Source organism: Streptosporangium sp. NPDC000396 (assembly GCF_042898655.1).
Taxonomy (GTDB): domain Bacteria; phylum Actinomycetota; class Actinomycetes; order Streptosporangiales; family Streptosporangiaceae; genus Streptosporangium.
The window spans coordinates 126328-151825 of the sequence record NZ_JBIAZA010000013.1; the positions used below are offsets into that span (position 1 = coordinate 126328).

A 25498-nucleotide genomic window follows, 5' to 3' on the forward strand; every position below is an offset into this window, starting at 1 on the left:
CGATCAGCGCCCGCGCACGGCCTGCGCCACGGCGCGCTGGTGAGCCGTTTCACGGGGGAAGAGCGGGCCGCAGCACGGGGCAAAAGGGTGTCGAGAAGGTGAATTGGCGTACTTCATACGGCGGGAGCGTAAGAGCGATTGGACGGATCAACTAAAATGGTAGGGCCGCATCGTCCGCGGCCAGCCTCCACGATCACAGAGTGAGACTCCATCATGCCCTTGAACAGCCGCGATGACCTGCGGAACATCGCGATCATCGCGCACGTCGACCACGGCAAGACCACTCTCGTGGATGCCATGCTCTGGCAGTCCGGAGCGTTCCGGGCCAACCAGGACGTGGACGACCGTGTCATGGACTCCAACGACCTCGAGCGCGAGAAGGGCATCACCATTCTCGCGAAGAACACCGCCGTCAAGCACGGTGACATGACCCTCAACATCATCGACACCCCCGGCCACGCCGACTTCGGCGGCGAGGTCGAGCGCGGCCTGTCGATGGTGGACGGCGTCGTGCTGCTGGTGGACGCCTCCGAGGGTCCGCTGCCGCAGACCAGGTTCGTGCTGCGCAAGGCGTTCGCCGCCAAGATGCCGGTCATCCTGTGCATCAACAAGGTCGACCGCCCCGACGCCCGCATCAAGGAGGTCGTGGACGAGGTCTACGAGCTCTTCATGGACCTCGACGCCACCGAGGAGCAGATCGACTTCCCGATCGTCTACGCCTCGGCCAAGGCCGGTCGCGCCTCGCTGAACCGTCCCGCCGACGCCGGGATGCCCGACTCCGAGGACCTGGAGCCGCTGTTCCAGGTCATCAAGGACACGATCCCGGCGCCGACCTACGACCCGTCCGCCCCGCTGCAGGCGCACGTCACCAACCTGGACGCCTCGTCCTACCTGGGCCGGATCGCGCTGTGCCGCGTCCACCAGGGCACCATCAAGAAGGGCCAGCAGGTCGCCTGGTGCCGCACCGACGGCAGCATCCAGAAGGTGAAGATCACCGAGCTGCTGATGACCGAGGCGCTGGAGCGCAAGCCCGCCGAGCAGGCGGGCCCCGGTGACATCATCGCGATCGCCGGCATCCCGGACATCATGATCGGCGAGACCCTGGCCGACCCCGAGGACCCGCGCCCGCTGCCGCTGATCACGGTGGACGAGCCCGCGATCTCGATGACCATCGGCACCAACACCTCGCCGCTGGTCGGCAAGGTCAAGGGTTCCAAGGTCACCGCCCGCATGGTCAAGGACCGGCTCGACAAGGAGCTCATCGGCAACGTGTCGCTGCGCGTCCTGCCGACCGACCGTCCCGACGCCTGGGAGGTCCAGGGCCGTGGCGAGCTGGCGCTGGCCATCCTGGTCGAGCAGATGCGCCGTGAGGGCTATGAGCTGACCGTCGGCAAGCCGCAGGTGGTCACCAAGGTCGTCGACGGCAAGGTGCACGAGCCGGTCGAGCGGCTGACCGTCGACTGCCCGGAGGAATACCTCGGGGCGGTCACCCAGCTGCTGGCCGTCCGCAAGGGCCGCATGGAGCACATGACCAACCACGGCACCGGCTGGATCCGGATGGAGTTCGTGGTCCCGGCCCGCGGTCTGATCGGCTTCCGGACCGAGTTCCTGACCGAGACCCGCGGCACCGGCCTGGTGCACCACGTCTTCGAGGCCTACGAGCCGTGGTTCGGCGAGCTGCGCACCCGCAACAACGGCTCGCTGGTCGCCGACCGTCCCGGCCCGGTCACCGCCTTCGCCATGACGAACCTGCAGGAGCGCGGCATCCTGTTCGTCTCGCCGACCACCGAGGTCTACGAGGGCATGATCGTCGGTGAGAACTCGCGCTCCGACGACATGGACGTGAACATCACCAAGGAGAAGAAGCTCACCAACATGCGCTCCTCCACGGCGGACGTGACGGAGACCCTGATCCCGCCGCGCCAGCTCTCCCTGGAGCAGGCGCTGGAGTTCATCCGCGAGGACGAGTGCGTGGAGATCACCCCGGAGACCGTGCGCATCCGCAAGGTCGTCCTGGACGCCGCGACCCGCGGCCGCACCGCCGCCCGGGCCAAGCGCGGCAACTGACCCGCCGCAGGGGCCGCGGGGCCCCTGGAAAACCCTTGGAAAGGCGCCGGACCCTCGTGGTCCGGCGCCTTCTCCGTGTCACCCGCTCCGCCGGGGAGCCTTTCCCCGCGACGAGCCCCGGCTGCTCCCGCCGAGGTCTTTCCTCACGGCCGGTCACCGCGCCTTTTCGTACGGCCCGCGTCCCCGGACCGGCCGTACGCTCACCCCTCCTCCCCCGCTGACATGGCCCTCGTCTGATACTTGGGGTATGAGAAGCGCTCACGATCCCGTGTGACGGAGGGCGACTCCGCACAGGGGCCGACGAACGTACGGGGGGCCCTCATGCTTCGCAGAACTCACCTGCTGCTGGCCGTCACACTCGGCTTAGGGGCGGTCGGCGCGGCTTCGCCGATACCGGCACCGAGCCCGCCGGACCAGATGAGCCCAAGCCCACCGGGCCCGTCGGACCAGATGAGCCCGAGCCCGACCAGCCCGCCCGCCTCTCCCGGCGCCGTGGTCGGCGCCGTCATCAAGGACGCCCAGGGCAACCCGGTCGGGCTGATGGACATAGACACCCGGCCCGGCGGCAAGACCCGGATCAGGGTCGCCGTCAGGAACCTGCCGCCCGGTTACCACGGCTTCCACATCCACACCGTGGGCACCTGCGATCCCAACTCCACCGATCCCGCCACCGGCAGCCCGTTCTTCAGCGCGGGCCCGCACTTCAATCTCGGCTCGGGCTCGCATCCCAACCACTCCGGCGACCTGCCCAGCCTGCTGGTCGGCGAGGACGGCACCGGCAGGGCCGCCGCCTTCACCGACCGCTTCCAGGTGAAGCAGCTCTTCGACGAGGACGGCAGCTCCATCGTCATCCACGCCCTGCCGGACAACGACTCCAACATCCCCGACCGGTACAAGGGCACGCGGGGCGAGGCCGGTCCCGACGCCGACACGCTCAAGACCGGCGACTCCGGCAAGCGCATCGCCTGCGGTGTGATCACCCGGCGCTAGCGAGCTCCAAGTCCCGTCCAAGGGCCACCCGGCAGGATCCCTGCCGAAAGGGGGATCCCGCCATGCAGGTCATGTCGGGCCGGATGCATCTGGCCCTGTTGCTCGCGTGGGTGGTCTTCACCGCGCTGGTGCTGCTGCTCGCCTGAGCTCTCGTCCGGTACGGCTCCGCCCTCGGGGGAGCGCGGAGCCGTACCTCGCCAGGATCGTCGCCGCGTCCCCGGGCAGGCGGCGCGGGAGGTCACAGGGCGGCGGAACCGCCGCGCAGCAGGGCGAACGCGTGGTCGGCGGCGGCGACCGCCGCGGGATAGACCTCCGCCGCCGTCTTCCCTCCGGCGATCTCCAGCCAGTTCCGGCGAGACAGCACGCGCTGCACGGCGAGCACCTGGCCGGCGACGAGAGATGCCGTGAGATCGTCCATGCTCCCGGCGAGCGCTTCGGCGAGAGCCTCCTCATCCCCGGTCATGTAATGGAACAGGCGGGCCACCAGGCTGGGGGTGGAGAAGATCATGCGGTGGAAGCCGACCACCTCCTCGTCGTCGTTCAGCCCGGTGACGGGGTCGCGTCGCTCCAGTCCGGCCAGGAAGTGCCGATGCAGCGCGGCGAGCGGCTCCTCTCCCGGCCCTCGCCTCCGGACGACACGCGCCGCCTCGCCCTGATGATCGGCGATCCGGTGCAGGACCAGATCTTCTTTCGTGGCGAAGTATTTGAACAGGGTCGGTTTGGAGATCTCCGCGGCGGCGGCCACCTCGACGACGGACACGTCGTCGAAACCCCGCTCCAGGAACAGTGAGATCGCCGCCGCGGAGATCGCCTCATGGGTCCGCTGCTTCTTGAGATGCCGAAGTCCTGTCACGCGCCAAGCCTAGCAAGATGTTAACCTGGTTAATCTATTAACCAGGTTAACTTTTGGTGGTGCGAGATGACCGTGCTCGACGACGAGAAGGCCTACGTGACGCGATGCCGGGAGGCTCTGCGTGAAATGCTCGAGGGCGCCCGTCTGAACGTCGTCATCGGCGAGCAGGTGGCAGGTGACCGATACAGCGCGGAGCGGCTCGGACGCCACCTCAAGAGCCTCGCCAAAGAGCTGAGCGAGGAGCCGGACGGTCCCCCGTTCTTCGGCCGTCTCGACTTCGGCTCGGGCACCGACGCCGGCGATCACCGTGATCAGCGCTACTACATCGGCCGACGGCACATCTCGGGCGCCGTGGGCGAGCAGCCCATGGTGATCGACTGGCGCGCCCCCGTCTCCCGGGCGTTCTACCGGGCCAGTGCCGGTGACCCCCAGGGCATCGCCGTACGGCGCCGCTTCGGCTGGGCGGAGAACTCACTGACCGGCTTCGAGGACGAACGGCTCGACCGCGGCCAGGAGCCGGAGAGCGTGAGCCGGATCGTGGCGGCCGAGATCGAGCGCCCCCGCGTCGGCCCGATGCGCGACATCGTCGCCACCATCCAGCCCGAGCAGGACGAGCTGGTCCGCGCCGTACTCGACGAGTCGATCTGCGTTCAGGGAGCCCCCGGCACCGGCAAGACCGCCGTCGGCCTTCATCGGGCCGCCTACCTGCTCTACGCCCACCGCCGGCGCCTGGAACGCGCGGGCGTGCTGGTTCTCGGCCCCAACCGCGCCTTCCTCCGCTACATCTCGGCGGTCCTGCCGGCGCTGGGCGAGGTCGACGTCGAGCAGACGACCGTGGACCAGCTGCTGGCCAAGGGCCCGGCCCGGGGAGACGACGGTGAGGCCACCGCGACCGTCAAGCACGATGTCCGCATGGCGGCCGTGCTGCGCCGAGCGCTGTACGGGCGCGTGCGCAAGCCCACCCAGCCGGTCACCGTCCCCGACGGCTCCTACCGCTGGCGCGTGCCGGAGGAGGATCTTCGCCGCATCGTGGACGACACCCGGCGCGAGGCGACGCCGTACGCCGTCGGACGCGAGCGCGTGCTGTCACGGATCGTCGCCGTGCTACGGCGGCAGGCCGAAGCACGCGGGCAGACCATCAACGCCGCCTGGACCCGCAGGATGGACAGGGCCGCCACCCCGTTCCTGGACGCCGTGTGGCCCGCCGTACGGCCGGAAGAGGTCGTGGCGGAGCTGCTCGGTGATCCCGCGGCGCTGGCGAGAGCCGCCGGCGGGCTGCTGACACCGCAGGAGCAGTCGGCGATCCTGTGGGCGCGGCCTCCCCGCTCGTTCAAGAGCGCCAGGTGGTCGGCGGCCGACGCCGTGCTCATCGACGAGGTCGCCGGCCTGCTGGAACGCCCGCGAGGCTACGGTCACGTGATCGTCGACGAGGCACAGGACCTGTCCCCGATGCAGTGCCGGGCCATCGCCCGCAGGAGCGAGCACGGCTCGATCACGGTGCTGGGCGACCTGGCGCAGGGCACGACGCCGTGGTCCGCCCGCGACTGGCGGGAACGGCTCGCGCATCTGGGCAAGCCGGAGGCACGGGTGATCGCGCTGACGACCGGCTTTCGCGTGCCCGCGGCCGTCGTCGCACTCGCCAACCGCCTGCTCGGAGCGCTGGGGATGGACCTGCCCCCGACCCGCTCCTTCCGGACCGACGGCCGGCTGCGCATCGAGAAGGTGTCCGACCTTCCGCACGCCGCCGTCGCCGCGGTGCGTGACGCCCTGCGCCATGACGGCTCGATCGCCGTCATAGTCGCCGACGCCGACGTCGAGAAGCTGGCGTCGGCGCTGTGGAACGCCGGCATCTCCGTCGTCGAAGCCGGTACGGCGGACGACTCCGCGCGGGTGACCGTCGTGCCCGCGACAATGGCCAAGGGCCTGGAGTATGACCACGTGGTGGTGACCGAGCCGGCCGACATCGTCGAAGCCGAGCACCGCGGCCTCAACCGGCTCTACGTCGCGCTCACCCGCGCCGTCTCACGGCTCGACGTGCTGCACTCCCGCCCGCTGCCGTCTCACATCGAGAGTTTCGCGAGGGCTAGTCGGTCGGGAGGTGAACGGTGAGCCACTCGACGAGCGGGATGAGGTCGCGCCAGACCACGCGGACGCGGTCGAGGGCCTCGGGAGTGTGAATCCACGGCTCCAGGGGGAAGCGGCGGCCCGCGTGCAGGGATCTGTGGCGGAGCAGGTCGAGGCGGGGGTGATCTTCGGGAACGCCTCGGGGACGCGTCTTGAGGCGGTCGCCCCCGATCTCGTAGCCCGCGGCGCGGATCTCGGCCACGATCTTCTCCAGCGGGACACCGCTGATCTCCTCGTCGACCGCCTGCCGGTAGCGGGCGAGCTGACCGCCCTCGGCGGAATACAGGCCCGCTCCGGCGCGGAGCCCCTCGGCGTCGATCTGGACGTAGTAGCCGATGGCCTCGCCGGTCGCGGTGTAGGCGCCCTGATGGGTCTTGTAAGGCGACTTGTCCTTGGCGAAGCGGACGTCGCGGTGCGGCCGGAACAGATGCACCCGGCCGAACTCGGCCTCCAGCTCTTCGGCCAGCGCGGCCATCGGCGCCTTCACCATGTCCTCGTAGACCTGCTTGTGGCGGGTCCAGTAGGTCTTGGAGTTGTCCGCCTCCAGGCCCTCGTAGAACACGAAGGCCTCGTCGGGAAAACCGCTGAAGCTCATGCCGCCCATCGTGCCACCACCCTCCGACGATTCCGGCGGCGCCCGCTCCGTCATCGCTGGCCGTACGCGTAGTCCTTGCCCTCGACGTATTTCCTGCCCGGGGTGAGCGGCTTGCCGTACAGCTCGGAAAGCGTCACGAACCTGTAGCCCCGGGCGGCGAAGTGCTCCAGCACCCGGGGGGTGGCGTCGACCGTGGTGGCGTGGATGTCGTGCATGAGCACGATGGATCCCGGTGTGGCCGCGGTCGCGCGTCTGATGACGGTCGAGGTGACGCGGTCGCGCCAGTCGAGGGTGTCGACGCTCCACAGGATCTGGGCGAGCCCCTCGCTGCTGGCCTCGGCGGCGACCATGTCGTTGGTGGATCCGTACGGCGGGCGCATGAGGGTCATCCGGATCCCGGTCAACCGCTTGACGATCTCCTGCGTACGGCTCAGCTGGGACCTGATCCCCTCCTCCGGCAGTGCGGCGAGGTCCTGGTGGTCCCAGGTGTGGTTGCCCAGCTGATGCCCCGCCCGCACCATCCGGCGGATGTTGTGCTCGGTGTCCTCCGCGACCATCTGGCCGAGCACGAAGAAGGTCGCCCTGGCACGGTATTTGGCGAGCATGTCGAGAAGCTTCCCGGTGTGCTCGCCCGGCCCGTCGTCGTAGGTCAGCGCCACGCACTTGACCCGCCTGCAGTTGATGTCACGCGGCCTGCGCGGGACCGGGAACCTGGGCCCCGGCCACCCCGGCTGGATTCCGGCCAGCTTCGCGGCCAGTTCCGCGGGATCGACCGTCTGGGGCACCGGGGGCGCGGGGGCCCTGGGCGTGGGAGCCACCGGTATGCCCCCGGATCTCATCAGAGTGGTTGGGGCGGCGCATTCCCCCACCACCAGCAGCAGTAGAAAGCCGACTGGAACGATCCACCGCCGCATCCTTACCCCCACGACGATGCGGGGGGCTACGGACGGTCCTCGGCCGCGTCTCCCCGCAAGATCTCGGCCAGGTCTTCCCACCAGGGTGGGACATGGGTGTGTAATTCCGCGTATCGACGCGCCACCCGAATGGCACATCCGCCTGGATCCGTACCCAGATGGCGTCGTTTCACCTGTCCTTCCTGCCAGCGGTAGAAACCATCCCTGAACCGCACGACCAGGCCGATCCACACCGACAGAACCCCGTCGTCGCCGACCTCGTAGACATCGGTCACGCCGAGTTCCACCAGCTCGGCGCGGAGCTTGCCTATCTCCGCGCAGGACCCGCTCACTCGCCGTCTCCCGGACGGCGGCAGAGCGGGCACACGCGGTCAAGGACATGATCTGGCGGACTCGGCCTGCCGGCCCGGGGCAACGAAAGCGACATAATGTAATGATGCGATTCCACACGGTCGCCGGGCAGTGGTTCGCCGCTATTGGTCAGGGGTCTCCCTGGGCTCGGTCACGACCATCACGAAGCGCAGCGGGACTTCACCCTGATTGGTGTATTTGTGCGGCCGGTCGGCGCTGAACACGACGGCGCCCCCCTCGGCGATGACGTGGCTCCTGCCGTACACCGACAGGGTGAGCTCCCCCTCCAGCACGGTCAGCATCTCGCGGGTGCCGGACGGGTGGGCGTCGCCGTCGTGATGCTCGCCCGGAGCCAGCCGCCAGTCCCACAGCTCCAGGATCGCGGGCGCGTCGGTGCCGACCAGCAGCCGCGCCGAGCTGGCCTCGCCGTGCGGGAAGGTGACGACGTCGGCGGCGTTGACCACCCGGACCACCGGGATGTCGGAGACCTCGACCATCCGCGCGACCGTCACCCCGAGCGCGTCGGCGATGCGGATGAGCGTGTTGATGCTGGGGTTGGTCCGCCCCTGCTCGACCTGGACGAGCATGCCCCGGCTCACTCCCGAACGCGCGGCGAGCTCGTCGAGCGTCATGTGCCGGTGCGCCCGCTGGGCCCGCACGTTGTTGGCGATGGCGCCGGTGATCGTCTCTGGATCCATGAGTTCAGTGTAGTGAACTTGATTTGCATTGTAGTGCACCTTGTGTGTTGTACTAGAAGTGCAACCTATTGAACTGAGGTGACGAATGACCGCTGTGGTGCTGGCAACGGTCTGCGCGGTGGTGTACGGCACGGCGGACTTCTTCGGAGGTCTGGCCACCCGGCGATCACGCGTGCTGGCGGTCGTGGTGCTGTCCCAGATGGCCGGCCTGGCCCTGGTCGCCGCGCTGCTGCCCTTCCTCCCGGGAGTCCTCACCGTGGAGGCCCTGGCCTGGGGAGTGGCGGCCGGGGTGTCCGGCGCCGCCGCGCTGGTGCTGTTCTACCGCGCGCTCGCCACCGGCGTGATGTCCGTGGTGGCGCCCATCACCGCGACCACCTCGGCCGCGCTGCCGGTGCTGTTCGGGCTGATCACCGGGGAACGCCCGAAGGCGACGGCACTGGGCGGCGTGGTGCTCGCCCTGGTCGCGGTGCTGCTGGTGAGCCGCGACTCCTCCCCGGCCGCACCCGGCCGGGGCTACGGCCCGGTCCTGGCCTCACTCACCGCGGGCGCGGGTTTCGGAGGCTTCTTCATCCTGCTCGCGCAGACTCCCGACGACAGCGGCATGTGGCCGTTGTTCGGCGCACGGACGATCTCGATCACCTTCATCGCCCTGCTGGCCCTGGCCACCCGCCGCACGCTGCGGCCCGCCCCCGGTGGGCTGCGCGTCATCGTCGCGGCCGGAGCCCTGGACATGGCCGCGAACCTGCTGTTCATGCTCGCCCAGCAGCAGGGCATGCTGAGCCTCATCGCCGTCCTGGTCTCGCTGTATCCGGCGAGCACCCTCCTGCTGGCCCGTCACGTGCTGGGAGAGCGGCTCAACGCGGTCCAGATGACGGGCATCGGCTTCACCCTCGCCGCCGTCACCCTGATAGCCGCGGGCGGAGCCGCATGAGGTGACCATGCGAGAGGCAGCGCATGAAGATGGGGCTCACGCCCGGGCGCGGGCGTGAGCCGTACGAACGCGGGCGTGAGCCGTACGAACGCAGGCGTGAGCCGTACGAACGCAGGCGTGGCCGTACGGACGGAGGAAGGCCTGCTACGCGGCCTGGCGCTGCTCCGGCAGCCGGAGCGCGCCCTCCTCGCGAGCGTAGTCTTCGAGCATCGCCCGGAGCTGGCGGCGGCCACGGTGCAGGCGGGACATGACCGTGCCGATGGGCGTGCCCATCCGCTCGGCGATCTCCTTGTAGGGGAAGCCCTCGACGTCGGCCAGGTAGACGGCCACCCGGAAGTCCTCGGGCAGGGCACGCAGGGCGTTCATCACGGCGCTGTCGGGCAGCTGCTCCAGCGCCTCGGTCTCGGCGGACTTCAACCCGGAGGACATGTGCGACTCGGCGGCGGCGAGCTGCCAGTCCTCGATCTCCTCGGTGGCCGAGAGCTTGGGCGAGCGCTGCTTCTTGCGGTAGTCGTTGATGAAGTTGTTGGTGAGGATCCGGTGCAGCCACGCCTTGAGGTTGGTGCCCTCACGGAACTGGTGGTAGGAGGTGAAGGCCTTGGTCACCGTCTCCTGGACGAGGTCCTCGGCGTCGGCGGAGTTACGGGTCAGACGCATCGCGGACGCGTAGAGCTGGTTGGTCACCGGCACGACATCGCGTTCGAACCAATCCTGGCGCTGCTCTTCGGTCATCGCGATCATGTACTCCCCCTTGGGCCGTTCCCCCCGGTTACTATCCGGCACAGGTGCGATGCGTCCTTCCTGACGGGCTATCGCATGCTCGCAGGCTTCCCGTAAAGGTGCCGTTAAGAGTCGTTGCTGGTCAGGGGGTTCATCAGTGGCTGTGCCAATGGCGGATACGACACGCCCTACAGCCGGACAAGTCTCATTAGCGTAACATCCATCCACCGATTTCGCTGAAGATGTGGCTATCATCACATAACCCCAGGTAGCGATACCTTTGACCTATGAAATACGTGGACCGACACGACCCCGAAACCCGCTCGTGGGTGGCCGAAGCCATCCGCCGAGTCGAGGCCGACGCCCATCGAAGCTGCGACACCCATCTCCACGTCTTCCCGCTTCCCTCGCAGTGGGGCGTCAACCTCTACTTGAAAGACGAGTCTGTCCACCCCACCGGTTCACTCAAGCACCGGCTCGCGCGCTCTCTCTTCCTGTACGGCCTGGCAAACGGCTGGATCGGTCCATCGACCACGGTCGTCGAGGCCTCCAGCGGCTCGACCGCGGTGAGCGAGGCCTACTTCGCCCGGCTCATCGGCCTGCCGTTCATCGCGGTGATGCCCTCCTCGACCTCGCCCGAGAAGATCGCGCTGATCGAGTTCTACGGCGGCAAGTGTCACCTCGTGAGCGATCCTGGAACGATCTACGAGGAGTCCCACCGGCTGGCCGCCGAGACCGGCGGTCACTTCATGGACCAGTTCACCTATGCCGAGCGGGCCACCGACTGGCGCGGCAACAACAACATCGCCGAGAGCATCTTCAGCCAGATGCAGATGGAGCCCCACCCCGAGCCCGCGTGGATCGTGGTCGGCGCCGGCACCGGCGGCACCTCCTCGACCATCGGCCGCTACATCCGCTATCGCCGCTATTCCACCCGCCTGGCCGTGGTCGACCCCGAGGGCTCCGCCTTCTACCCCTCCTGGTGCTCCGGCGACGACACGGTCACCGCCCCCGGCTCCCGCATCGAGGGAATCGGCCGCCCCCGCGTGGAACCGTCCTTCCTGCCCAGCGTGATCGACCGCATGATCCACGTCCCCGACGCCCGGTCCATCGCGGCCATGCGCTGGGTCCGCGAGGTGACCGGCCGCGACGTCGGCGGCTCCACGGGCACCAACGTGGCGGCGGCCGTGCAGATCCTGCGGGAGATGCGCCAGGCGGGCGAGCGGGGCAGCGTCGTCACCCTGATCTGCGACGGCGGCGAGCGCTACCGGGGGACGTACGACAACGACGCCTGGCTCGCGGAACGCGGCCTGGACATCGCCCCCCACCTGCAGGAGCTGAGGTCCTTCCTCACCGAACCCTAGGCGGCCTTCCGGGCCAGACGGGCGCGGTGACGCGGGCCTCCGCCCTTCACACCTCGCGGCAGGATAAACCCCATCCTTCACACCTGCCCGAAACGCCCCTTTGGCATTAAGGTGAACACGGCTTGAACCGATCTTGTAGCACTCGTGAGGAGGCCACATGACGATGCCTTTCGGCGACTTCGGGCGGAGCGGGGACCCCGAGGTGGATCGACTGCTGGAAAACTTCGGCAAGCTCGCCCACCAATACGAGAAGATGGTCGACGAGCTCGTCGAGGCGACGGGGCAGGGGGAGGCCGCGGACGGCCTGGTCCGGGTCGAGGTCGGCCCCGAAGGGTCGCTGATCAGCGTGAAGATCGACCCTCGGGCCATGCGACTGGGCTCCGAGGGCCTGGAGGAAGCGATCATGGAGGCCGCCTCGAAGGCGCTCAGCAATGCGACGGCACTCTTGAACGATGTGATGGCACCGCTCACCCAGGGCGTGGAGGCATTCAACGAGACGGTGCAGGACCGGCTCCCGCGCCTGGGACTGAACCCCCAGGTCGGCTCCAATCCACAGGTGGCCGAAGCGCTGCGCGAACTTCAAAGGATCCGCGCCGAGCACGAAAACCGATGAGCCGGTGGACCGGCACGGCGTACCGTGCCGGTCCACCAGGGTCAGGTGTAGGTCCAGCCTTCCTTGCCGGACTTCGCGACGCTACCGCGTTTGATGTCGTCGAAGTCCGTCTTGCTCGAGTCCTCCGCCTGACCGTCGCTGCCGAGATTGATCTGGGGCTGCGGGAACTGATTGTCCGCACTTGCCAGTCCGAGCAGGTCTCCCAGGCTGAAGATGAGGGTCGCGCTCACACCGACGATCGCGCTTATCGTCCCTCCCATGAGGAACAAGCCAGAAGAGTCTTTCGTGGCCATGGCCTTCGCCATGACGGCCTCGCCTCGCTTTATGAACAGAGCGGCCGTGCCCAGCAGCTTTATCTTGGCCAGGCCGTACGCGGGGACGGGAGGTATCTTCGCGGCCTCGGCTACCAACTTCTCACCATGGGCCACCAGCCTGTAGCCGTAGAACTGCATGAGCTCCGAGAGGATGATGATGCCCAGCATGGAGTCAACGAAGGCTCCAGAGGTGTTGACAATCCGGTGGATGTTCGACTGGGCGTTCTGCACCGCGGTGGCCATCTGCCCGGTGGCGGTCTCGAACTGATAGATCTCGTGATAAACACGCTGCATGAACCTGTCGAAGGCCTTGCGATCCTCACCCTCCGGCCACGCCGCCTGAATCGCTTTGAGTTTGTCGTCCCACTCCCTAAATCTGAGGTGGGCGAGCCTCATGTTCACCGTGCGCCAGTCATTCCACGCTTTGGAGATCGCGTCATCGTCCCACGGCTGGGCGAGCGCCCAAATGGCCCCCGCTCCGGCGGCCGGTTTCGCCAGCTTTCCCGCCAATTCGATCTTGGCCATAGATTTTGCCCAGACTGGGAAGATCTTGCCAAGAGCCGCCATCAAACCGATGGTCGCGCCTTCTCCAGCGGCAACTGTTCCAAATTCTTCGCCTGGCATGTGATGACCCCACCTAGTCCGTGAGCCCCTGATCCTTCTTCTGCGCTTCAGCAAGATCAGTCTTGTCCCGCTCGAGTTTCCCCTGAAGGTCCATGATCTTCTCCGTCTCATGAGCCGCCTGAGCGGAGGCGAGCTCGGCCTCTCGATAGTGGATCACCACGCTGAGCAGACCCGCTCTGATGCCGTTGAGCGAGTTGATGAAGCCGGTCGCCTGTTTGGCCTGGTACGCATGAGCAGGGGTGTAGTTTTGGGCCACCGTGCCAGCGCCGATGAGGCCCCACGCCATCGCGTCCAGATGAGCCGCATCGATGATGACCTTGGCGTCTTCCGCGATGTCGAGCAGCCCGTCCAGCCACTCCTGGGCTACGTTTTTCAGCTCTGTCGTCTTGATTTCGACCATTCCGCCCCCGCCTCCCGCTGTGACATGCGTGAACCAAGTGACACTCGTGAACAGCAAGTAAATCAGGATCAACAACAACACACCAGACAGATGATGATCTCTGTTCGGGCAGCTCCTCCCGCAGGTCGCGGCGCAACGAAAAGGCCCGGCGCCCCCGTTGGGGACACCGGGCCTGTCGGCGCGGAGGTCAGGCGGCCTTGGCCGGGTCGACCTGGAAGAACGTCGCGAGGTCGTCGAGGATGGCGTGGGCGCCCTGGATGCCGACCGCAGTCATCCAGGTGATGTCGGCCACGTCGTGCTTGGTGCCCTTGAGCTTGCCCCAGAGCGGGTTGGCCTCGAACTCCTTCTTGATCGGTTCGACCTTCGGGTCGGAGAAGGCCGCGACGAAGATGTGGTCGGCGTCGAGCTGGGAGATGTTCTCCTGGCTGATGTCCACCGCGATCGTGTCCTTGACGGTCGGCTGGCCCTCGGGGCGCGTGAAGCCGACGTCCTTCAGCACCAGGCCGGAGTAGGACTTCTCCACGTAAAGGCGAACGGTCGGCTCACCGGCGAAGCGGACGACGGAGACGGTGGGCAGCTTGCCGTCCTTGGCCTTGATGGACTCGCCGATCTTGGCGGCGCGGTCCTGGTAGGTCTTGAGCGTGCTCTCGGCGAGGTCCTCCTTGCCCAGGGCCTGGCCCACGAGCTTGAGATTGTCCTTCCAGATGGCGCCGGTGGTCTCGCTGAACACCGTCGGCGCGATCTTCGACAGCTTGTCGTACAGCGCCTCGTGACGGACCTTGGCCGAGAGGATCAGGTCGGGTTTGAGCGCGACGATCTGCTCCAGGCTCGGCTGCTCCAGGGTGCCGACCGACTTGGCCTCCTTGGCGTGGCCGAGAACCGGGGCCAAGTAGTCGGGGAGCTTCTCGTCGATCGAGCGGTAGGTGGTGAACCCGACGACGTCGGTGTCCAGGGTCAGCACCGCGTCGACGAAACTCTGGTCCAGTGCCACGACCCGCTTGGGCTGGGCCGGGATCACGGTCTCGCCCATGGCGTGCTTCACCGTGCGGGGGAACGCCGCGTCGCTCGCCGCCGTCGCCGGAGCGGGCGTCGTGCCGCCCGCCGAGGCTTTCGTGCCGGAAGTGCTCGACCCGCAGGCGGCAAGACCCACGGCCAGTACGGCTCCCGCCACGCCCACCGTCAAGGCGCGCAGCACTTTCATCAAAGGTTCCTCTCCAAAGGCAAGGCAAAGCTCATTTAGCTTAGCCATACCTAACCTGACATACTCAAACTGGATCCGGCAAACAAGACGAGAGGAACGCGGGTGAGCACAGCGGTAGCCACCGCCCGGCCACCGTCGCCAGGAAGGCTCAGGGCGGTCCATCGCAAGCGCGTGCTCGTCCTGGCCTGGCTGTTCGGGGCCCTCGCGGTGACGATCGTGCTGAGCGTCACGATCGGCGCCAAGCCGGTTCCGCCGGGCGACGTGTGGCACGCGCTGACCGCCCCGACCGGCACCGAGAACGACATCGTCGTCCGCTCCCTGCGCGTTCCCAGGACGGCCGTCGGCATCCTGGCCGGGATCGCGCTCGGCGTCGCGGGCGCGCTCATGCAGGGCCACACCCGCAACCCGCTGGCCGACCCCGGCCTGCTCGGCGTCACCCAGGGCGCGGCGTTCGCGATGGTGCTCAGCATCATGGTGCTCGGCGTCACCAGTCTGTACGGCTACATCTGGTTCGGCCTGGCCGGTGCCCTGATCGCCAGCGTGGGGGTCTTCGCCCTCGGCATGATCGGTGGGCGCAGCGGCCCCACCCCGGTGACCCTCGCCCTCGCGGGCACCGCGGTCAGCGCCTTCCTCTACGCCCTCACCTCGGCCCTGGTCCTCATGGACGAGCAGGCCATGGACGTCTTCCGGTTCTGGCAGGCGGGCTCGATCGCGGGCCGGGGCGCCGACATCGTCTGGCAGGTGCTCCCGTTCATCGCCGCCGGGCTGCTCCTGGCCCTGTTCAACGCCCCCGGCCTCAACACCCTCTCTCTGGGAGAGGACGTCGCCCGTGCCCTCGGCCAGAACGTCACCCTGACCCGCACCGTCGGCGTCGCCGCGATCACACTGCTCAGCGGGGCCTCCGTCGCGGCCTGCGGCGCGCTGGCCTTCCTCGGCCTGATGGTCCCGCACCTGGCACGTCCCCTGTCCGGCCCGGACCACCGCTGGCTGCTGCCGTACTCCGGGCTGATCGGCGCCGCGGCCCTGCTCCTCGCCGACGTGATCGGCCGGGTGGTCGCCCGCCCCGGAGAGCTGGAGGTCGGCGTCGTGCTCGCCCTGATCGGCGCGCCGTTCTTCATCGCCCTGATCCGCCGTAGAAGGCCGGTCCGCCTGTGATCCCCAGTCCCGTACGGCTTCCGCACGAGCGTCCGCTGAGGATCGGCCCGGCCTCTTGGCTGCTCCGCCTGCGCTCCGCCGCCGTGGCCTTGGCCCTGCTGGCCTCCACGATGCTGCTGATGGCACTCGGCATGCGCATCGGCGACATCCCGATGAGCGTCCCCGAGGTGTTCCAGGCGATCATCGGCGACGGCTCCAACCACTTCGTCGTGATGGAGCTGCGCCTCCCCCGCGCGCTGACCGGCGCCCTCGTCGGCGCGGCGCTCGCCCTGGCGGGGGCGATCACCCAGGCCATCGCCCGCAACCCGCTCGCCAGCCCCGACGTCCTCGGGGTCACCACCGGCTCCAGCGTGACCGTGGTCGCGATCATCGTGACCGCCGGGAGCACCGCGGGCGGCGCCAGCGGCGCCCTGGCCGAGGTGGGCGTGCCCCTCATGGCCCTGGCCGGCGGCCTGGCCGGAGCGCTGACCGTCTACCTGCTGGCCTGGCGTAACGGAATGGACGGCTACCGGCTGGTCCTCGTCGGCATCGGCGTCTCGGCCGTGTTCACCAACGTCAAATACTGGTTGCTGACCATCGGGGACGTCACCGACAGCAGCCGCGCCATGGTCTGGATCAGCGGCTCGCTGAACGGCCGGGGCTGGGAGCACGTGGTCCCCGTCGCGATCGCGCTCGCCCTGCTCATCCCGCCGGCCCTGGTCGGCACCCGCTCGCTCGGCGCGCTGCGCTTCGGCGACGACACCGTGACCGGCCTGGGCGTGCGGATGAACCTCGCCAGGGGCCTGATGATTCTCGCGGCGGTCCTGCTCGCCGCCGTGGCCACCGCCTCGGCCGGGCCCATCGCGTTCGTCGCCCTGGCCGCCCCGCAGATCGCCCTGCGCCTGGCCGGGGTGGCCCAGCCGCCGCTGGTCGTCTCCGCCCTCACCGGAGCCGTTCTGACCACCGCCGCCGATCTGGTCGCGCGAACCGCGTTCAGCCCCGTCGAGCTGCCGGTGGGCGTGGTCACCGCGGTGCTCGGCGCGCCCTACCTGATCTATCTCCTCATCCGTGCCCGCGGACGGGCACGGACGTGAGCACCGACAGACACCGCAGACCAGGCGAACGCGCAGGCGGGCCGCCAGATGGGGAGGGCAGCGTGAGACTGCAGGCCGTCGACGTCAAGCTCGGGTACGGCGACCGCGTCATCGTCGACGGGCTCGACCTCGGGATCGAAGCCGGAACGGTGACCACGATCATCGGGCCCAACGGGTGCGGCAAGTCCACGCTGCTGCGCGCGCTGGGAAGGCTGCTCAAACCGTCGGGCGGCGAGGTGCTGCTGGACGGCAAGCGCATCGACAGGATGCCCACCAAGGAGGTCGCCAAGATCCTGGGCGTGCTGCCGCAGGCACCGACCGCCCCGGAGGGCCTGACCGTGGCGGACCTGGTGGCCAGGGGGCGGCACCCGCACCAGACGTGGTACCGGCAGTGGTCGTCCGACGACGAGTCGGCGGTCAGCGAGGCCCTGTCCATGACCGGCCTGCTCGATCTGGGCGAGCGCCCGCTGGACGAGCTGTCCGGCGGGCAACGCCAGCGCGCGTGGATCTCGATGGCCCTCGCCCAGGGCACCGACCTGCTGCTGCTCGACGAGCCGACGACCTTCCTCGACCTCGCTCACCAGGTCGAGGTTCTGGAACTGGTCCGCAGGCTCCACGGCGAGCTGGGCCGTACGGTGGTGATGGTCCTGCACGACCTCAACCTCGCCGCCCGCTACGCCGACCGCCTGGTGGCCATGCGCGACGGCCGGGTCATCGCCGCGGGCAGCCCGCACGAGGTCCTCACCGAGGCTCTCCTGGCGGAGGTCTTCGACCTGGAAGCCAAGGTCATCGAAGACCCCGTGGCCGGGACTCCCCTGGTCGTCCCGATCGGTGTCCGTCACTAGATCATTGGTCCCAGGGGAAATCGGTGGTCCCCGCCTTTCAAGCATCCGGGCCTCATGAGGTTCGGATGCCCCAGAAGGGCTGGGTGACTTTCCACGGTCTGCCACCTGTGGCTCGTAGGTGATCAGTGAGCACGGTACGACCCGGCCGGTGAGCGGCGGCGCCTGACGACGAGGCGTTCGAGGGGGCGGTCAGCCGCGGGTGAAACGGAGGTCGGCGACCGTGGTCCAGCCGTTGTGCTTGCGCTTGTCGACCATCTTCAGACTGGCGCCCTCGCAGGTGAAGGTGGCGTTCTCGACGAGCGGGCCGTCGTAGTACCCCTTCGCCAGGCGTGACCGGACCGACTCGGACGGGCCCTTGGTGTATGGATCGGTGTAGGTGGTCGAGACCTTGGCGTCGCCCGTGGCGCCCGTGCGGGAGACGGCGATCCGGCCCGCGCGGTCACCGGTCACCGCGGCCCGCGTCTTCAGGACACCGGTGTACTGTTCCCAGCCGGTCGTGTTGTCGCTCTGGAACTTGAAGGAGACCTTCTTCGAGCCGGTGAAGTCATAGGTCGCGCCACTCGCGCTCAATGTCAGCTTGATCCCGGCACCGCCTTTGAGGACATCTGTGCTGAGCGGGCTGTTCACCGTCTTGCCCTGATGAACGATCTTCATGGCGGTCAGATTCCAGAGCCCCGCGTAGCACGCGGGCCCGGCCGCGGCTTCGGCCGGAGCAGCGACGACCGCCCCCGTCCCGGCGATCAGCATGGTTGCCAGGCCGAGGCCCACAGTCACACGAAACATCACAAATCCCCTTATTCACAGATATCTCACGCTATGTGGGAGAACTTACCGAGAGCGGGAGTGATGGTCATCCGGATCCCGAAGATGGTCAGACGTCGATGGCGGTACGGCGGAGCACGAGAAACCGGCATCGATCACCGCGTGATCATTTCTTGTCGCAGGTGAGGATGACCGTGCCCCCCTCAAGGGAGCGGGTGCCGGCCAGCGTGAAGTGGGCCGGGGAGAACTCCGCGGTGAACAACGGGACCCCGGTGCCGATCACCACCGGGTAGAGCTTGATGACGAGTCGGTCGATCTCCGGCAGCAGGCTGCCGGCCAGCCGGGCGCCGCCGGGGGTTAGCGGGCGGCGCCGGGCTTGGGCAGCGGGCGGGGGCGGGGCACCGAGCGGGGCTTGGGGGCCTGGCGGCGGTGGGCCGGGGCGGCCGGGAAGGCCCGGCGGGCCGGGGTGGTCGCGGGGGCGATGGCCGGGGTGGCGAGTTGAACGCGCATCTGGATTTCCTTTCCGCCGACCCGATCGGCGTAGTACTCTGTTCGGAGTGGTTAAAACGTAGTACTACATATGGAGTAGTGTCAACAGTGCGCTACCCCAATCACCCATCCAGACCCGGCTAAGCCCGGCCCGACCCAGCTCAACCAGCCCGATCACGACACGACAGCCCAACCCGACCAACTCCGACCAGCCCAGAACAACCCCGGCCCAACCCGACCAGCCCGAGTGGAGATCCACCATGCGCCACAACCCCGCACGCCGCGCCGCCCTTCTCGACGCCGCCATCGAAGTCCTCGCCCGCGACGGCGCCCGCGGCCTGACCTTCCGCGCCGTCGACACCGAGGCCCAGGTGCCCACCGGCACCACCTCCAACTACTTCACCAACCGCGACGACCTGCTCACCCAGGTCGGCCACCGCTTCTACGAACGCCTCGCCCCCGACCCCGCCCTGTTCACCGATCTGCTGACAGGCCCCCGCGACCGCGCCCAGGTCACCGCCCTCATGCACGAAGTGGTCGACCGCGTCAGCCACTTCCGCTCCGGCTACCTGGCCCTGCTCGAACTCCGCCTGGAAGCCACCCGCCGCCCCGAACTACGCCGCCTGCTCACCGACCGCATCCGCGCCGATCTCGACGGCAACATCGCCTACCACGTCCAATCCGGGATGCCCGGCGACGCCACCACCGTGACCGTGCTCTACCTCGCCCTGAACTGGCTGATCCTCGAACGCCTCACCCTGCCCGACCTCTTTCCCGAAGAGCAGATCCCCGACCTGATCACCACCGTGGTCGAACGCATCCTGCCCGACCCCAACGCCCCCGCCTGACCCGGGCACCAGCACCGGCGCCGCCCCAGCCCGGCCGAGGTCCGGCCCCGGACCCAGGACGCCCCCAGGATGATGGACGATCCAGCGGCCCACGGGACCGGAGCCGTCCGCCAAAGGCCGAAGTCCAAGGGCCTTCGGCAGCAGCCAGGGCGGGTCACGCGCGTCTCGCCGTACAACGGGATATCGACCGCGCAACGAAGAACCAGCCGCACAGCGGGAAACCAGCCGTACAAGAAGAAGCAGCCGCACGACAGAAACCTGGCCGCGCAACAGAAAACGCCCCTCCGAAGAGGGGCGTTCTCACATGTGCCTGTCAACAGGCCGGCTGGGTTCAGTCGCCGAGGAGCGCGTCCACGAAGACCTCGGGGTCGAACGGGGCCAGGTCGTCCGGGCCCTCGCCGAGGCCGACGAGCTTGACCGGAACGCCCAGCTCGCGCTGGACCGAGATGATGATGCCGCCCTTGGCGGTGCCGTCGAGCTTGGTCAGGGCGATGCCGGTGACGTCCACAACCTCGGCGAACACCTGGGCCTGGCGCATGCCGTTCTGGCCCGTGGTGGCGTCGAGAACCAGCAGGACCTCGTCCACCGTGGCCTTCTTCTCGATGACGCGCTTGACCTTGCCGAGCTCGTCCATCAGGCCCGTCTTGGTGTGCAGCCGTCCGGCGGTGTCCACGATCACCACGTCGACCTTGTCCTCGATGCCCTTGGCCACCGCGTCGAAGGCGACGGAGGCGGGGTCACCGCCCTCCGGGCCGCGCACGACCTCGGCTCCGACCCGATTCCCCCAGGTCTGGAGCTGCTCGGTGGCGGCGGCGCGGAAGGTGTCGGCCGCGCCCAGCACGACGCGGTTGCCGTCGCCGACGAGGGAACGGGCCAGCTTTCCGGTGGTGGTGGTCTTGCCGGTGCCGTTGACACCGACCACGAGCACCACGGCCGGGCGCTCGCCGTGCGGCTTGACGTGCAGGGTGCGGTCCATGTCCGCGCCGATCTGGACGAGCAGCTGCTCCTTGAGCAGGGCTCGGACCTCCTCGGGCGTCCGGCTGCCCAGCACCTTCACGCGGGTCCGCAGCTCCTCGACCATCGCCCGGGTCGGCGAGACGCCGACGTCGGCGGTGATCAGGGTCTCTTCGATCTCATCCCACGTATCGTCGTCGAGGCGATCCCGGGAGAGCAGGTCGAGAAGCCCCCTGCCGAGGGTGCTCTGCGAGCGGGCCAGCCGGGCGCGCAGCCGTACCATCCGGCCGGCGGACGGCGGCGGGACCTCGACGGCCGGGGGGACGACCATGGGCTCGGCCGGCTTGACCGGCGGAGGCGGGAGGGTGGTCGTGGCCGCGTCGTCGTCCCCAGTCGCGGCCTTGGGCGGCGCCTGCTCCCCCTCCTTGGGAAGCGGGCGGACCTCGGGCGGCTCAACGGGCGGCGGAGCCGCCTTGCCTCCTGGCCTGAACAGCAGGAACACGCCGCCCACCGCCAGCAGGGCGACGACGACAACGATCGCGATTATGCCGAGATAACTCTCCACAAGACCACAGTTTTCCAGACGGGCCGGGATGCTCCGAACCCATGAGACTCACCCGGAGTCGTGTTCTCGCAGGCGCTGGCTGATGACCTGGGTGACGCCGTCTCCCCGCATCGACACGCCATACAGAGCGTCGGCGATCTCCATCGTGCGCTTCTGATGGGTGATGATGATGATCTGTGATGTCTGTCGCAGTTCTTCGAACAGCGTCAGCAGACGCTGGGTGTTGGTGTCGTCCAGCGCGGCCTCGACCTCGTCCATCACGTAGAACGGCGAGGGCCGCGCCTTGAAGATGGACACGAGGAAGGCCACGGCGGTCAGCGACCGCTCGCCTCCGGACAGCAGCGACAGCCGCTTGACCTTCTTGCCCGGCGGCCGGGCCTCGACCTCGACCCCGGTGGTCAGCATGTCCGTGGGGTCGGTGAGCAGGAGCCTGCCCTCGCCCCCGGGAAACACCCGCGTGAAGATCTTCTCGAACTCGCGGGCCACATCCTCGTAGGCGGCGGCGAAGACCTGCTCGACCCGCTCGTCCACCTCCTTGACCACGAGCAGCAGATCGCGGCGGGTCTTCTTCAGGTCCTCCAGCTGCGAGGTGAGGAAGGCGTGCCGCTCCTCCAGCGCCGCGAACTCCTCCAGCGCGAGCGGGTTGACCTTGCCGAGCTGGGCCATCTGCCGCTCGGCCACCTTGGCCCGCTTCTCCTGCTCCTCCCGGACGTAGGGCACCGGGTCGCCGTCGACCGAGGGGATCGGCTCGGCCGGGCCGTACTCGGCGATGAGCGTGTCGACCTCGACGCCGAACTCCTCCACCGCCCGTTCCTGGAGCTGCTCAAGGCGCATCCGCTGCTCGGTCCTGGCCACCTCGCTGCCGTGCACCCGGTTGATCAGCTTGTCCAGCTCCCCGGACAGCTCACGGACCCGGACCCGGACGGACTTGAGCGAGGCGTCGATCTGCCCTCGCGCCTGCTCGGCCTCGTCACGCTCGGACGTCGCGGCGGCCAGCGAGGCCTCCAGCCTGCTCAACGTCAGCTCGGTACCCCGGACGACCGCCTGAGCCACCCGCGCCTGCCTGCGCTGCCGCTCGCGCCGCTCGGCTGCCCTGGCCCGCTCCTCGCGCTCCCGCTCGGCCGCGCGCATCAGCTCGTCGGCCTTGCCCTCAAGACCTCTGACCCGCTCTTCGGCCGTTCGTACGGCGAGGCGAGCCTCCATCTCCGCCTGCCTGGCCACCGAACAGATCTCGGCGAGCTCGTCGCGGATCTCCGTGGTGGGTTCGGCCTCCAGCTCCCCCGCGCTCTCCTCGACGACGAGGCGTTCCTCAAGCTCGGCGAGCCCGGCTGCGTCCCGGTCGCGGGCCTCCTGGGCCGCCTGCACGCCCCTGGCCAGCCGTTCGCACTCGTCACGGGCGGCCTTGGCCGCGGCGTCCAGCTGGGCGAGCCGCTTGGCCGCCGCCGCGGCCCGCTGGTCGGCATCACGCTGCCGGGCCCGGATCTGGTCCAGCGCGGCCTGCGCCGTGTTGACCCCGGCCTGCGCGGTCTGCACTCCCGTCTGCGTCTCGGTCACCCGCGCCTGGGCGGTCTCCACCGCGAGCTGCGCCTCGCCCTCGGCCTCGGCGGCCTCCTCCAGCACCCTTCCGGCCTGCTCGGCGGCCACCCTGGCCGAGGCCAGGTCGGCGGCCGCCTCGTCCAGCGCGGCCCGCATCTGCAGTGCGGACGTGCCACCGGCCGAACCTCCCCTGGCGGCATAGGCGCCCAGGAGGTCACCGGATCGGGTGACGGCCCGCAGCTCCGGCCACTGCTCGACCACCTTCCTGGCGATCTCCAGGTCGTCCACGACCAGCACGTCGGCCAGCAGGTGCGCGACCGCGTCCCACAGCTCGCCGGGGACGGTGACCAGGTCGATCGCCCACTCGGACCCGGTCACCGGCGTGGAAAGCCGCGAAGTGTCCGGTTTCTTGCCCTCGGCGGCGACGACCAGGGAGGCATGGCCGCCGTCCTCGCTCCTGAGGAAGTCGATGGCGTCCGCGGCGCTCTGCAGGGACTCCACGGCGACGGCCTCGGCCGCCGCGCCGAGTGCGGCGGCGACGGCCACCTCGGCGCCGGGCCGGACGGTCAGCATGGTGGCCAAGGGGCCCAGTACTCCGGCCAGATCCGCGGCCAGCAGCGCCGCACCGCCATCGGCTCCCCTGGCCAGGCTCAGCTCCAGCGCCTCGAACCTGGCCCCCAGCGCGGCGACCTGGCGCTGCGCCTCCTGGTCGGCCTTTCGCGCCGCGCCGAGAGCGGCCTTGGACGCGCCGAGCGCCGCATTCGGGCCCGCGACGGCCGCCTTGGCCTCGTCGACCACGGCTCTGGCCTGGTCGACGGTCTGCCTGGCCTGGTCCACGACCTCCAGGGCCATCTCCAGCTCCTCGGCGAGGGCGGGGTCGGCGAGGGGGTCGGCCTGCTCCTGGCTGTCGTGCTCGGCCTGGGCGCGCTCGGCGCGCTCCTGAGCCTCCTCCAGGGAACGCGTCAGCCGGCCGATCTCCTCCTCCGCGGCCACGGCTCGGCTGCGCACGGCGCCGACCTGGCCGCGGAGCCTGGCCAGCCCCTCACGTCTGTCGGCGGAGGCCCTGGCCTCGGCGGCCAGCCGCCGCTCCTCGGCCGCGAGCGAGGACTCGGCCTCGGCGCGCTGGGCCACGGCCCTGGCGAGCGACTCCTGCTCCCCGGCGAGCATCTCGTCGAGAACCCGCTCCTGCTCCTGGATCTCCTCGGCCTCGCGCTCAAGGTCCTCCGGGTCGCGCCCGCGCCGCTCGATGGCGGTGTCGGTGGCGTGCCGGTGCCGCTCGGCCGCCAGCCCGGCCAGGCCTCGCAGACGCTCACGCAGGGAGGAAAGCCGGAAATAGGTCTCCTGCGCGGCGGCCAGGCGCGGCTGGGCCTCGGCCTCGGCCGCCTCCAGCTCGGCCTCCGCGAGCTGGCCCTGCTCCAGCTCGGCCTCAACCGTCGTACGGCGGGCGAGGATCGCGGCCTCGTCGGCGATCTCCCGATCCAGGGTGGTTCGCAGGGTCAGCACGTCGTCGGCGAGCAGCCGGAGCCGGGCGTCACGAAGATCGGCCTGGATGACGGCGGCCTTACGGGCGATCTCCGCCTGGCGGCCCAGCGGCTTGAGCTGGCGGCGCAGCTCGTTGGTGAGGTCCTGGACCCGGGTCAGGTTGGCCTGCATCGCGTCGAGCTTCCGCAGCGCCTTCTCCTTGCGCTTGCGGTGTTTCAGGACACCCGCGGCCTCCTCGATGAACGCCCGGCGCTCCTCGGGCCCGGCATGGAGCACCTGGTCGAGCTGGCCCTGCCCGACGATGACGTGCATCTCACGGCCGATGCCGGAGTCCGACAGCAGCTCCTGGATGTCAAGCAGGCGGCAGGTGTCGCCGTTGATGGCGTACTCGCTCTGGCCGGCCCGGAACATCAGGCGGCTGATCGTGACCTCGGTGTAGTCGATCGGAAGCGCGCCGTCGGTGTTGTCGATGGTGAGCGTGACCTCGGCACGGCCCAGAGGAGGCCGCGAGGAGGTCCCGGCGAAGATGACGTCCTCCATCTTGCCGCCGCGCAGCGACTTGGCGCTGTGCTCGCCCATGACCCAGGCCAGGGCGTCGACCACATTGGACTTGCCGGACCCGTTGGGCCCGACGACCGCGGTGATGCCCGGCTCGAAACGGAGGGTGGTGGCCGACGCGAAGGACTTGAATCCGCGCAAGGTGAGGGTCTTCAGATACACGACCCCCCCATCCTCCGGCTTGTCCGCGTTTCCCCTGGCGCCGCATGTCACGGCTCGGGCGCTGGTGATCGGCGTCTTCCCGCATCGCTGGTGTCACTCGGCTTCCGCCTGGGAAGACTACCGTTCTTCACCCGTGCCTGCCTGTGCAGCGCCTATGGTCCCCTGCATGGATGCGCAATGCGATGAGGGTGAAGCTCTGCCACACCCCCCAAGCGGGGAAACTCACGTCAAACAACGCGCTTTTCTCATGAGTGGCAGGTCGGTCGTTCCGGGTCTCGGCGACGAGGATCAGACGGTCTCCGGGATTCCC

General features: G+C 69.1%; 23 protein-coding genes. 10 read left to right on the top strand and 13 right to left on the bottom strand.

Annotation, left to right across the window (positions count from 1 at the left end; genetic code table 11):
- Window positions 1-213 precede the first annotated feature (213 nt).
- Window positions 214-2067, top strand: a complete 1854-nt coding sequence (gene typA / locus ACFY2X_RS22205) for a translational GTPase TypA (RefSeq protein WP_389940541.1) — start codon at window positions 214-216, stop codon at window positions 2065-2067.
- Window positions 2068-2388: 321 nt separating this feature from the next.
- Window positions 2389-3057 (top strand): superoxide dismutase family protein, encoded by a 669-nt coding sequence (locus ACFY2X_RS22210; protein ID WP_389940543.1) that lies wholly within the window; start codon window positions 2389-2391, stop codon window positions 3055-3057.
- 238 nt (window positions 3058-3295) lie between these two features.
- Here the strand turns inward: ACFY2X_RS22210 and ACFY2X_RS22215 are convergent, their stop codons facing one another.
- Window positions 3296-3910 (bottom strand): TetR/AcrR family transcriptional regulator, encoded by a 615-nt coding sequence (locus tag ACFY2X_RS22215; protein ID WP_389940545.1) that lies wholly within the window; start codon window positions 3908-3910, stop codon window positions 3296-3298.
- A 66-nt stretch (window positions 3911-3976) separates the two neighbouring features.
- On the opposite strand from ACFY2X_RS22215, the gene ACFY2X_RS22220 reads away from it, so the two are divergent.
- On the top strand, window positions 3977-6019 hold the full coding sequence (locus ACFY2X_RS22220) for a HelD family protein (RefSeq protein ID WP_389940547.1): 2043 nt from the start codon (window positions 3977-3979) through the stop codon (window positions 6017-6019).
- Here ACFY2X_RS22220 and ACFY2X_RS22225 read toward each other — a convergent pair.
- From ACFY2X_RS22225 to ACFY2X_RS22240, 4 genes are all read right to left on the bottom strand, one after another.
- Window positions 5994-6629 (bottom strand): DUF2461 domain-containing protein, encoded by a 636-nt coding sequence (locus ACFY2X_RS22225; RefSeq protein WP_389940549.1) that lies wholly within the window; start codon window positions 6627-6629, stop codon window positions 5994-5996. The genes ACFY2X_RS22220 and ACFY2X_RS22225 overlap by 26 nt on opposite strands.
- 50 nt (window positions 6630-6679) lie before the next feature.
- Entirely contained in the window at window positions 6680-7447 is a 768-nt protein-coding gene (locus tag ACFY2X_RS22230; RefSeq protein ID WP_389940551.1) for a polysaccharide deacetylase family protein, read from the bottom strand.
- Window positions 7448-7569: 122 nt separating this feature from the next.
- The gene (locus ACFY2X_RS22235; protein ID WP_389940553.1) at window positions 7570-7875 is read right to left on the bottom strand and encodes a hypothetical protein; all 306 of its coding nucleotides are present in this window, start codon (window positions 7873-7875) and stop codon (window positions 7570-7572) included.
- A gap of 141 nt (window positions 7876-8016) precedes the next feature.
- On the bottom strand, window positions 8017-8592 hold the full coding sequence (locus ACFY2X_RS22240; RefSeq protein WP_389940555.1) for a helix-turn-helix domain-containing protein: 576 nt from the start codon (window positions 8590-8592) through the stop codon (window positions 8017-8019).
- A gap of 85 nt (window positions 8593-8677) precedes the next feature.
- On the opposite strand from ACFY2X_RS22240, the gene ACFY2X_RS22245 reads away from it, so the two are divergent.
- Complete coding sequence (locus ACFY2X_RS22245; protein ID WP_389940557.1) at window positions 8678-9523, top strand: EamA family transporter; 846 nt, start codon at window positions 8678-8680, stop codon at window positions 9521-9523.
- Between the two features lie 144 nt (window positions 9524-9667).
- Here the strand turns inward: ACFY2X_RS22245 and ACFY2X_RS22250 are convergent, their stop codons facing one another.
- Complete coding sequence (locus ACFY2X_RS22250) at window positions 9668-10264, bottom strand: sigma-70 family RNA polymerase sigma factor (RefSeq protein WP_389940559.1); 597 nt, start codon at window positions 10262-10264, stop codon at window positions 9668-9670.
- A gap of 266 nt (window positions 10265-10530) precedes the next feature.
- Between ACFY2X_RS22250 and ACFY2X_RS22255 the strand changes: the two genes are divergently transcribed.
- The gene (locus ACFY2X_RS22255) at window positions 10531-11607 is read left to right on the top strand and encodes a PLP-dependent cysteine synthase family protein (RefSeq protein WP_389940561.1); all 1077 of its coding nucleotides are present in this window, start codon (window positions 10531-10533) and stop codon (window positions 11605-11607) included.
- 157 nt (window positions 11608-11764) lie between these two features.
- Complete coding sequence (locus tag ACFY2X_RS22260; protein ID WP_389940563.1) at window positions 11765-12220, top strand: YbaB/EbfC family nucleoid-associated protein; 456 nt, start codon at window positions 11765-11767, stop codon at window positions 12218-12220.
- Window positions 12221-12261: 41 nt separating this feature from the next.
- On the opposite strand, the gene ACFY2X_RS22265 is transcribed toward ACFY2X_RS22260, so the two are convergent.
- The 3 genes from ACFY2X_RS22265 to ACFY2X_RS22275 all read right to left on the bottom strand — a co-directional run bounded on the left by ACFY2X_RS22265 (window position 12262) and on the right by ACFY2X_RS22275 (window position 14759).
- A complete protein-coding gene (locus ACFY2X_RS22265) occupies window positions 12262-13158 on the bottom strand; it encodes a hypothetical protein (RefSeq protein WP_389940565.1) in 897 nt (298 codons plus the stop codon).
- Between the two features lie 13 nt (window positions 13159-13171).
- Window positions 13172-13639, bottom strand: coding sequence for a hypothetical protein (locus ACFY2X_RS22270; RefSeq protein ID WP_389940567.1), 468 nt, complete (start codon window positions 13637-13639; stop codon window positions 13172-13174).
- Window positions 13640-13745: 106 nt separating this feature from the next.
- Entirely contained in the window at window positions 13746-14759 is a 1014-nt protein-coding gene (locus tag ACFY2X_RS22275; RefSeq protein WP_389940569.1) for an ABC transporter substrate-binding protein, read from the bottom strand.
- Window positions 14760-14861: 102 nt separating this feature from the next.
- Between ACFY2X_RS22275 and ACFY2X_RS22280 the strand changes: the two genes are divergently transcribed.
- The 3 genes from ACFY2X_RS22280 (at window position 14862) to ACFY2X_RS22290 (ending at window position 17832) form a co-directional block, all read left to right on the top strand.
- Complete coding sequence (locus ACFY2X_RS22280) at window positions 14862-15914, top strand: FecCD family ABC transporter permease (protein WP_389940571.1); 1053 nt, start codon at window positions 14862-14864, stop codon at window positions 15912-15914.
- Window positions 15911-16987 (top strand): FecCD family ABC transporter permease, encoded by a 1077-nt coding sequence (locus tag ACFY2X_RS22285; RefSeq protein ID WP_389940573.1) that lies wholly within the window; start codon window positions 15911-15913, stop codon window positions 16985-16987. The genes ACFY2X_RS22280 and ACFY2X_RS22285 overlap by 4 nt, the downstream gene beginning before the upstream one ends.
- Before the next feature lie 62 nt (window positions 16988-17049).
- A complete protein-coding gene (locus ACFY2X_RS22290; RefSeq protein ID WP_389940575.1) occupies window positions 17050-17832 on the top strand; it encodes an ABC transporter ATP-binding protein in 783 nt (260 codons plus the stop codon).
- Between the two features lie 189 nt (window positions 17833-18021).
- Here ACFY2X_RS22290 and ACFY2X_RS22295 read toward each other — a convergent pair whose 3' ends face one another.
- On the bottom strand, window positions 18022-18615 hold the full coding sequence (locus tag ACFY2X_RS22295; RefSeq protein ID WP_389940577.1) for a hypothetical protein: 594 nt from the start codon (window positions 18613-18615) through the stop codon (window positions 18022-18024).
- Between the two features lie 336 nt (window positions 18616-18951).
- On the bottom strand, window positions 18952-19104 hold the full coding sequence (locus ACFY2X_RS22300) for a hypothetical protein (protein ID WP_389940579.1): 153 nt from the start codon (window positions 19102-19104) through the stop codon (window positions 18952-18954).
- A gap of 239 nt (window positions 19105-19343) precedes the next feature.
- Here ACFY2X_RS22300 and ACFY2X_RS22305 point away from each other — a divergent pair, with 239 nt between their 5' ends.
- On the top strand, window positions 19344-19931 hold the full coding sequence (locus ACFY2X_RS22305) for a TetR/AcrR family transcriptional regulator (protein WP_389940581.1): 588 nt from the start codon (window positions 19344-19346) through the stop codon (window positions 19929-19931).
- 331 nt (window positions 19932-20262) lie between these two features.
- On the opposite strand, the gene ftsY is transcribed toward ACFY2X_RS22305, so the two are convergent.
- Together ftsY and smc are read right to left on the bottom strand one after the other, a co-directional pair.
- A complete protein-coding gene (ftsY, locus tag ACFY2X_RS22310; RefSeq protein WP_389940583.1) occupies window positions 20263-21450 on the bottom strand; it encodes a signal recognition particle-docking protein FtsY in 1188 nt (395 codons plus the stop codon).
- A 48-nt stretch (window positions 21451-21498) separates the two neighbouring features.
- Complete coding sequence (gene smc, locus ACFY2X_RS22315) at window positions 21499-25188, bottom strand: chromosome segregation protein SMC (RefSeq protein WP_389940585.1); 3690 nt, start codon at window positions 25186-25188, stop codon at window positions 21499-21501.
- Window positions 25189-25498: the final 310 nt, after the last annotated feature.

Bases quoted from the DNA above. Each gene is read 5' to 3' on its own strand.
- typA (WP_389940541.1), top strand. From the start codon at position 214: ATGCCCTTGAACAGCCGCGATGACCTGCGGAACATCGCGATCATCGCG.
- ACFY2X_RS22210 (WP_389940543.1), top strand. From the start codon at position 2,389: ATGCTTCGCAGAACTCACCTGCTGCTGGCCGTCACACTCGGCTTAGGG.
- ACFY2X_RS22220 (WP_389940547.1), top strand. From the start codon at position 3,977: ATGACCGTGCTCGACGACGAGAAGGCCTACGTGACGCGATGCCGGGAG.
- ACFY2X_RS22225 (WP_389940549.1), bottom strand. From the start codon at position 6,629: ATGAGCTTCAGCGGTTTTCCCGACGAGGCCTTCGTGTTCTACGAGGGC.
- ACFY2X_RS22240 (WP_389940555.1), bottom strand. From the start codon at position 8,592: ATGGATCCAGAGACGATCACCGGCGCCATCGCCAACAACGTGCGGGCC.
- ACFY2X_RS22245 (WP_389940557.1), top strand. From the start codon at position 8,678: ATGACCGCTGTGGTGCTGGCAACGGTCTGCGCGGTGGTGTACGGCACG.
- ACFY2X_RS22250 (WP_389940559.1), bottom strand. From the start codon at position 10,264: ATGATCGCGATGACCGAAGAGCAGCGCCAGGATTGGTTCGAACGCGAT.
- ACFY2X_RS22255 (WP_389940561.1), top strand. From the start codon at position 10,531: ATGAAATACGTGGACCGACACGACCCCGAAACCCGCTCGTGGGTGGCC.
- ACFY2X_RS22260 (WP_389940563.1), top strand. From the start codon at position 11,765: ATGACGATGCCTTTCGGCGACTTCGGGCGGAGCGGGGACCCCGAGGTG.
- ACFY2X_RS22265 (WP_389940565.1), bottom strand. From the start codon at position 13,158: ATGCCAGGCGAAGAATTTGGAACAGTTGCCGCTGGAGAAGGCGCGACC.
- ACFY2X_RS22275 (WP_389940569.1), bottom strand. From the start codon at position 14,759: ATGAAAGTGCTGCGCGCCTTGACGGTGGGCGTGGCGGGAGCCGTACTG.
- ACFY2X_RS22295 (WP_389940577.1), bottom strand. From the start codon at position 18,615: ATGTTTCGTGTGACTGTGGGCCTCGGCCTGGCAACCATGCTGATCGCC.
- ACFY2X_RS22300 (WP_389940579.1), bottom strand. From the start codon at position 19,104: ATGCGCGTTCAACTCGCCACCCCGGCCATCGCCCCCGCGACCACCCCG.
- ACFY2X_RS22305 (WP_389940581.1), top strand. From the start codon at position 19,344: ATGCGCCACAACCCCGCACGCCGCGCCGCCCTTCTCGACGCCGCCATC.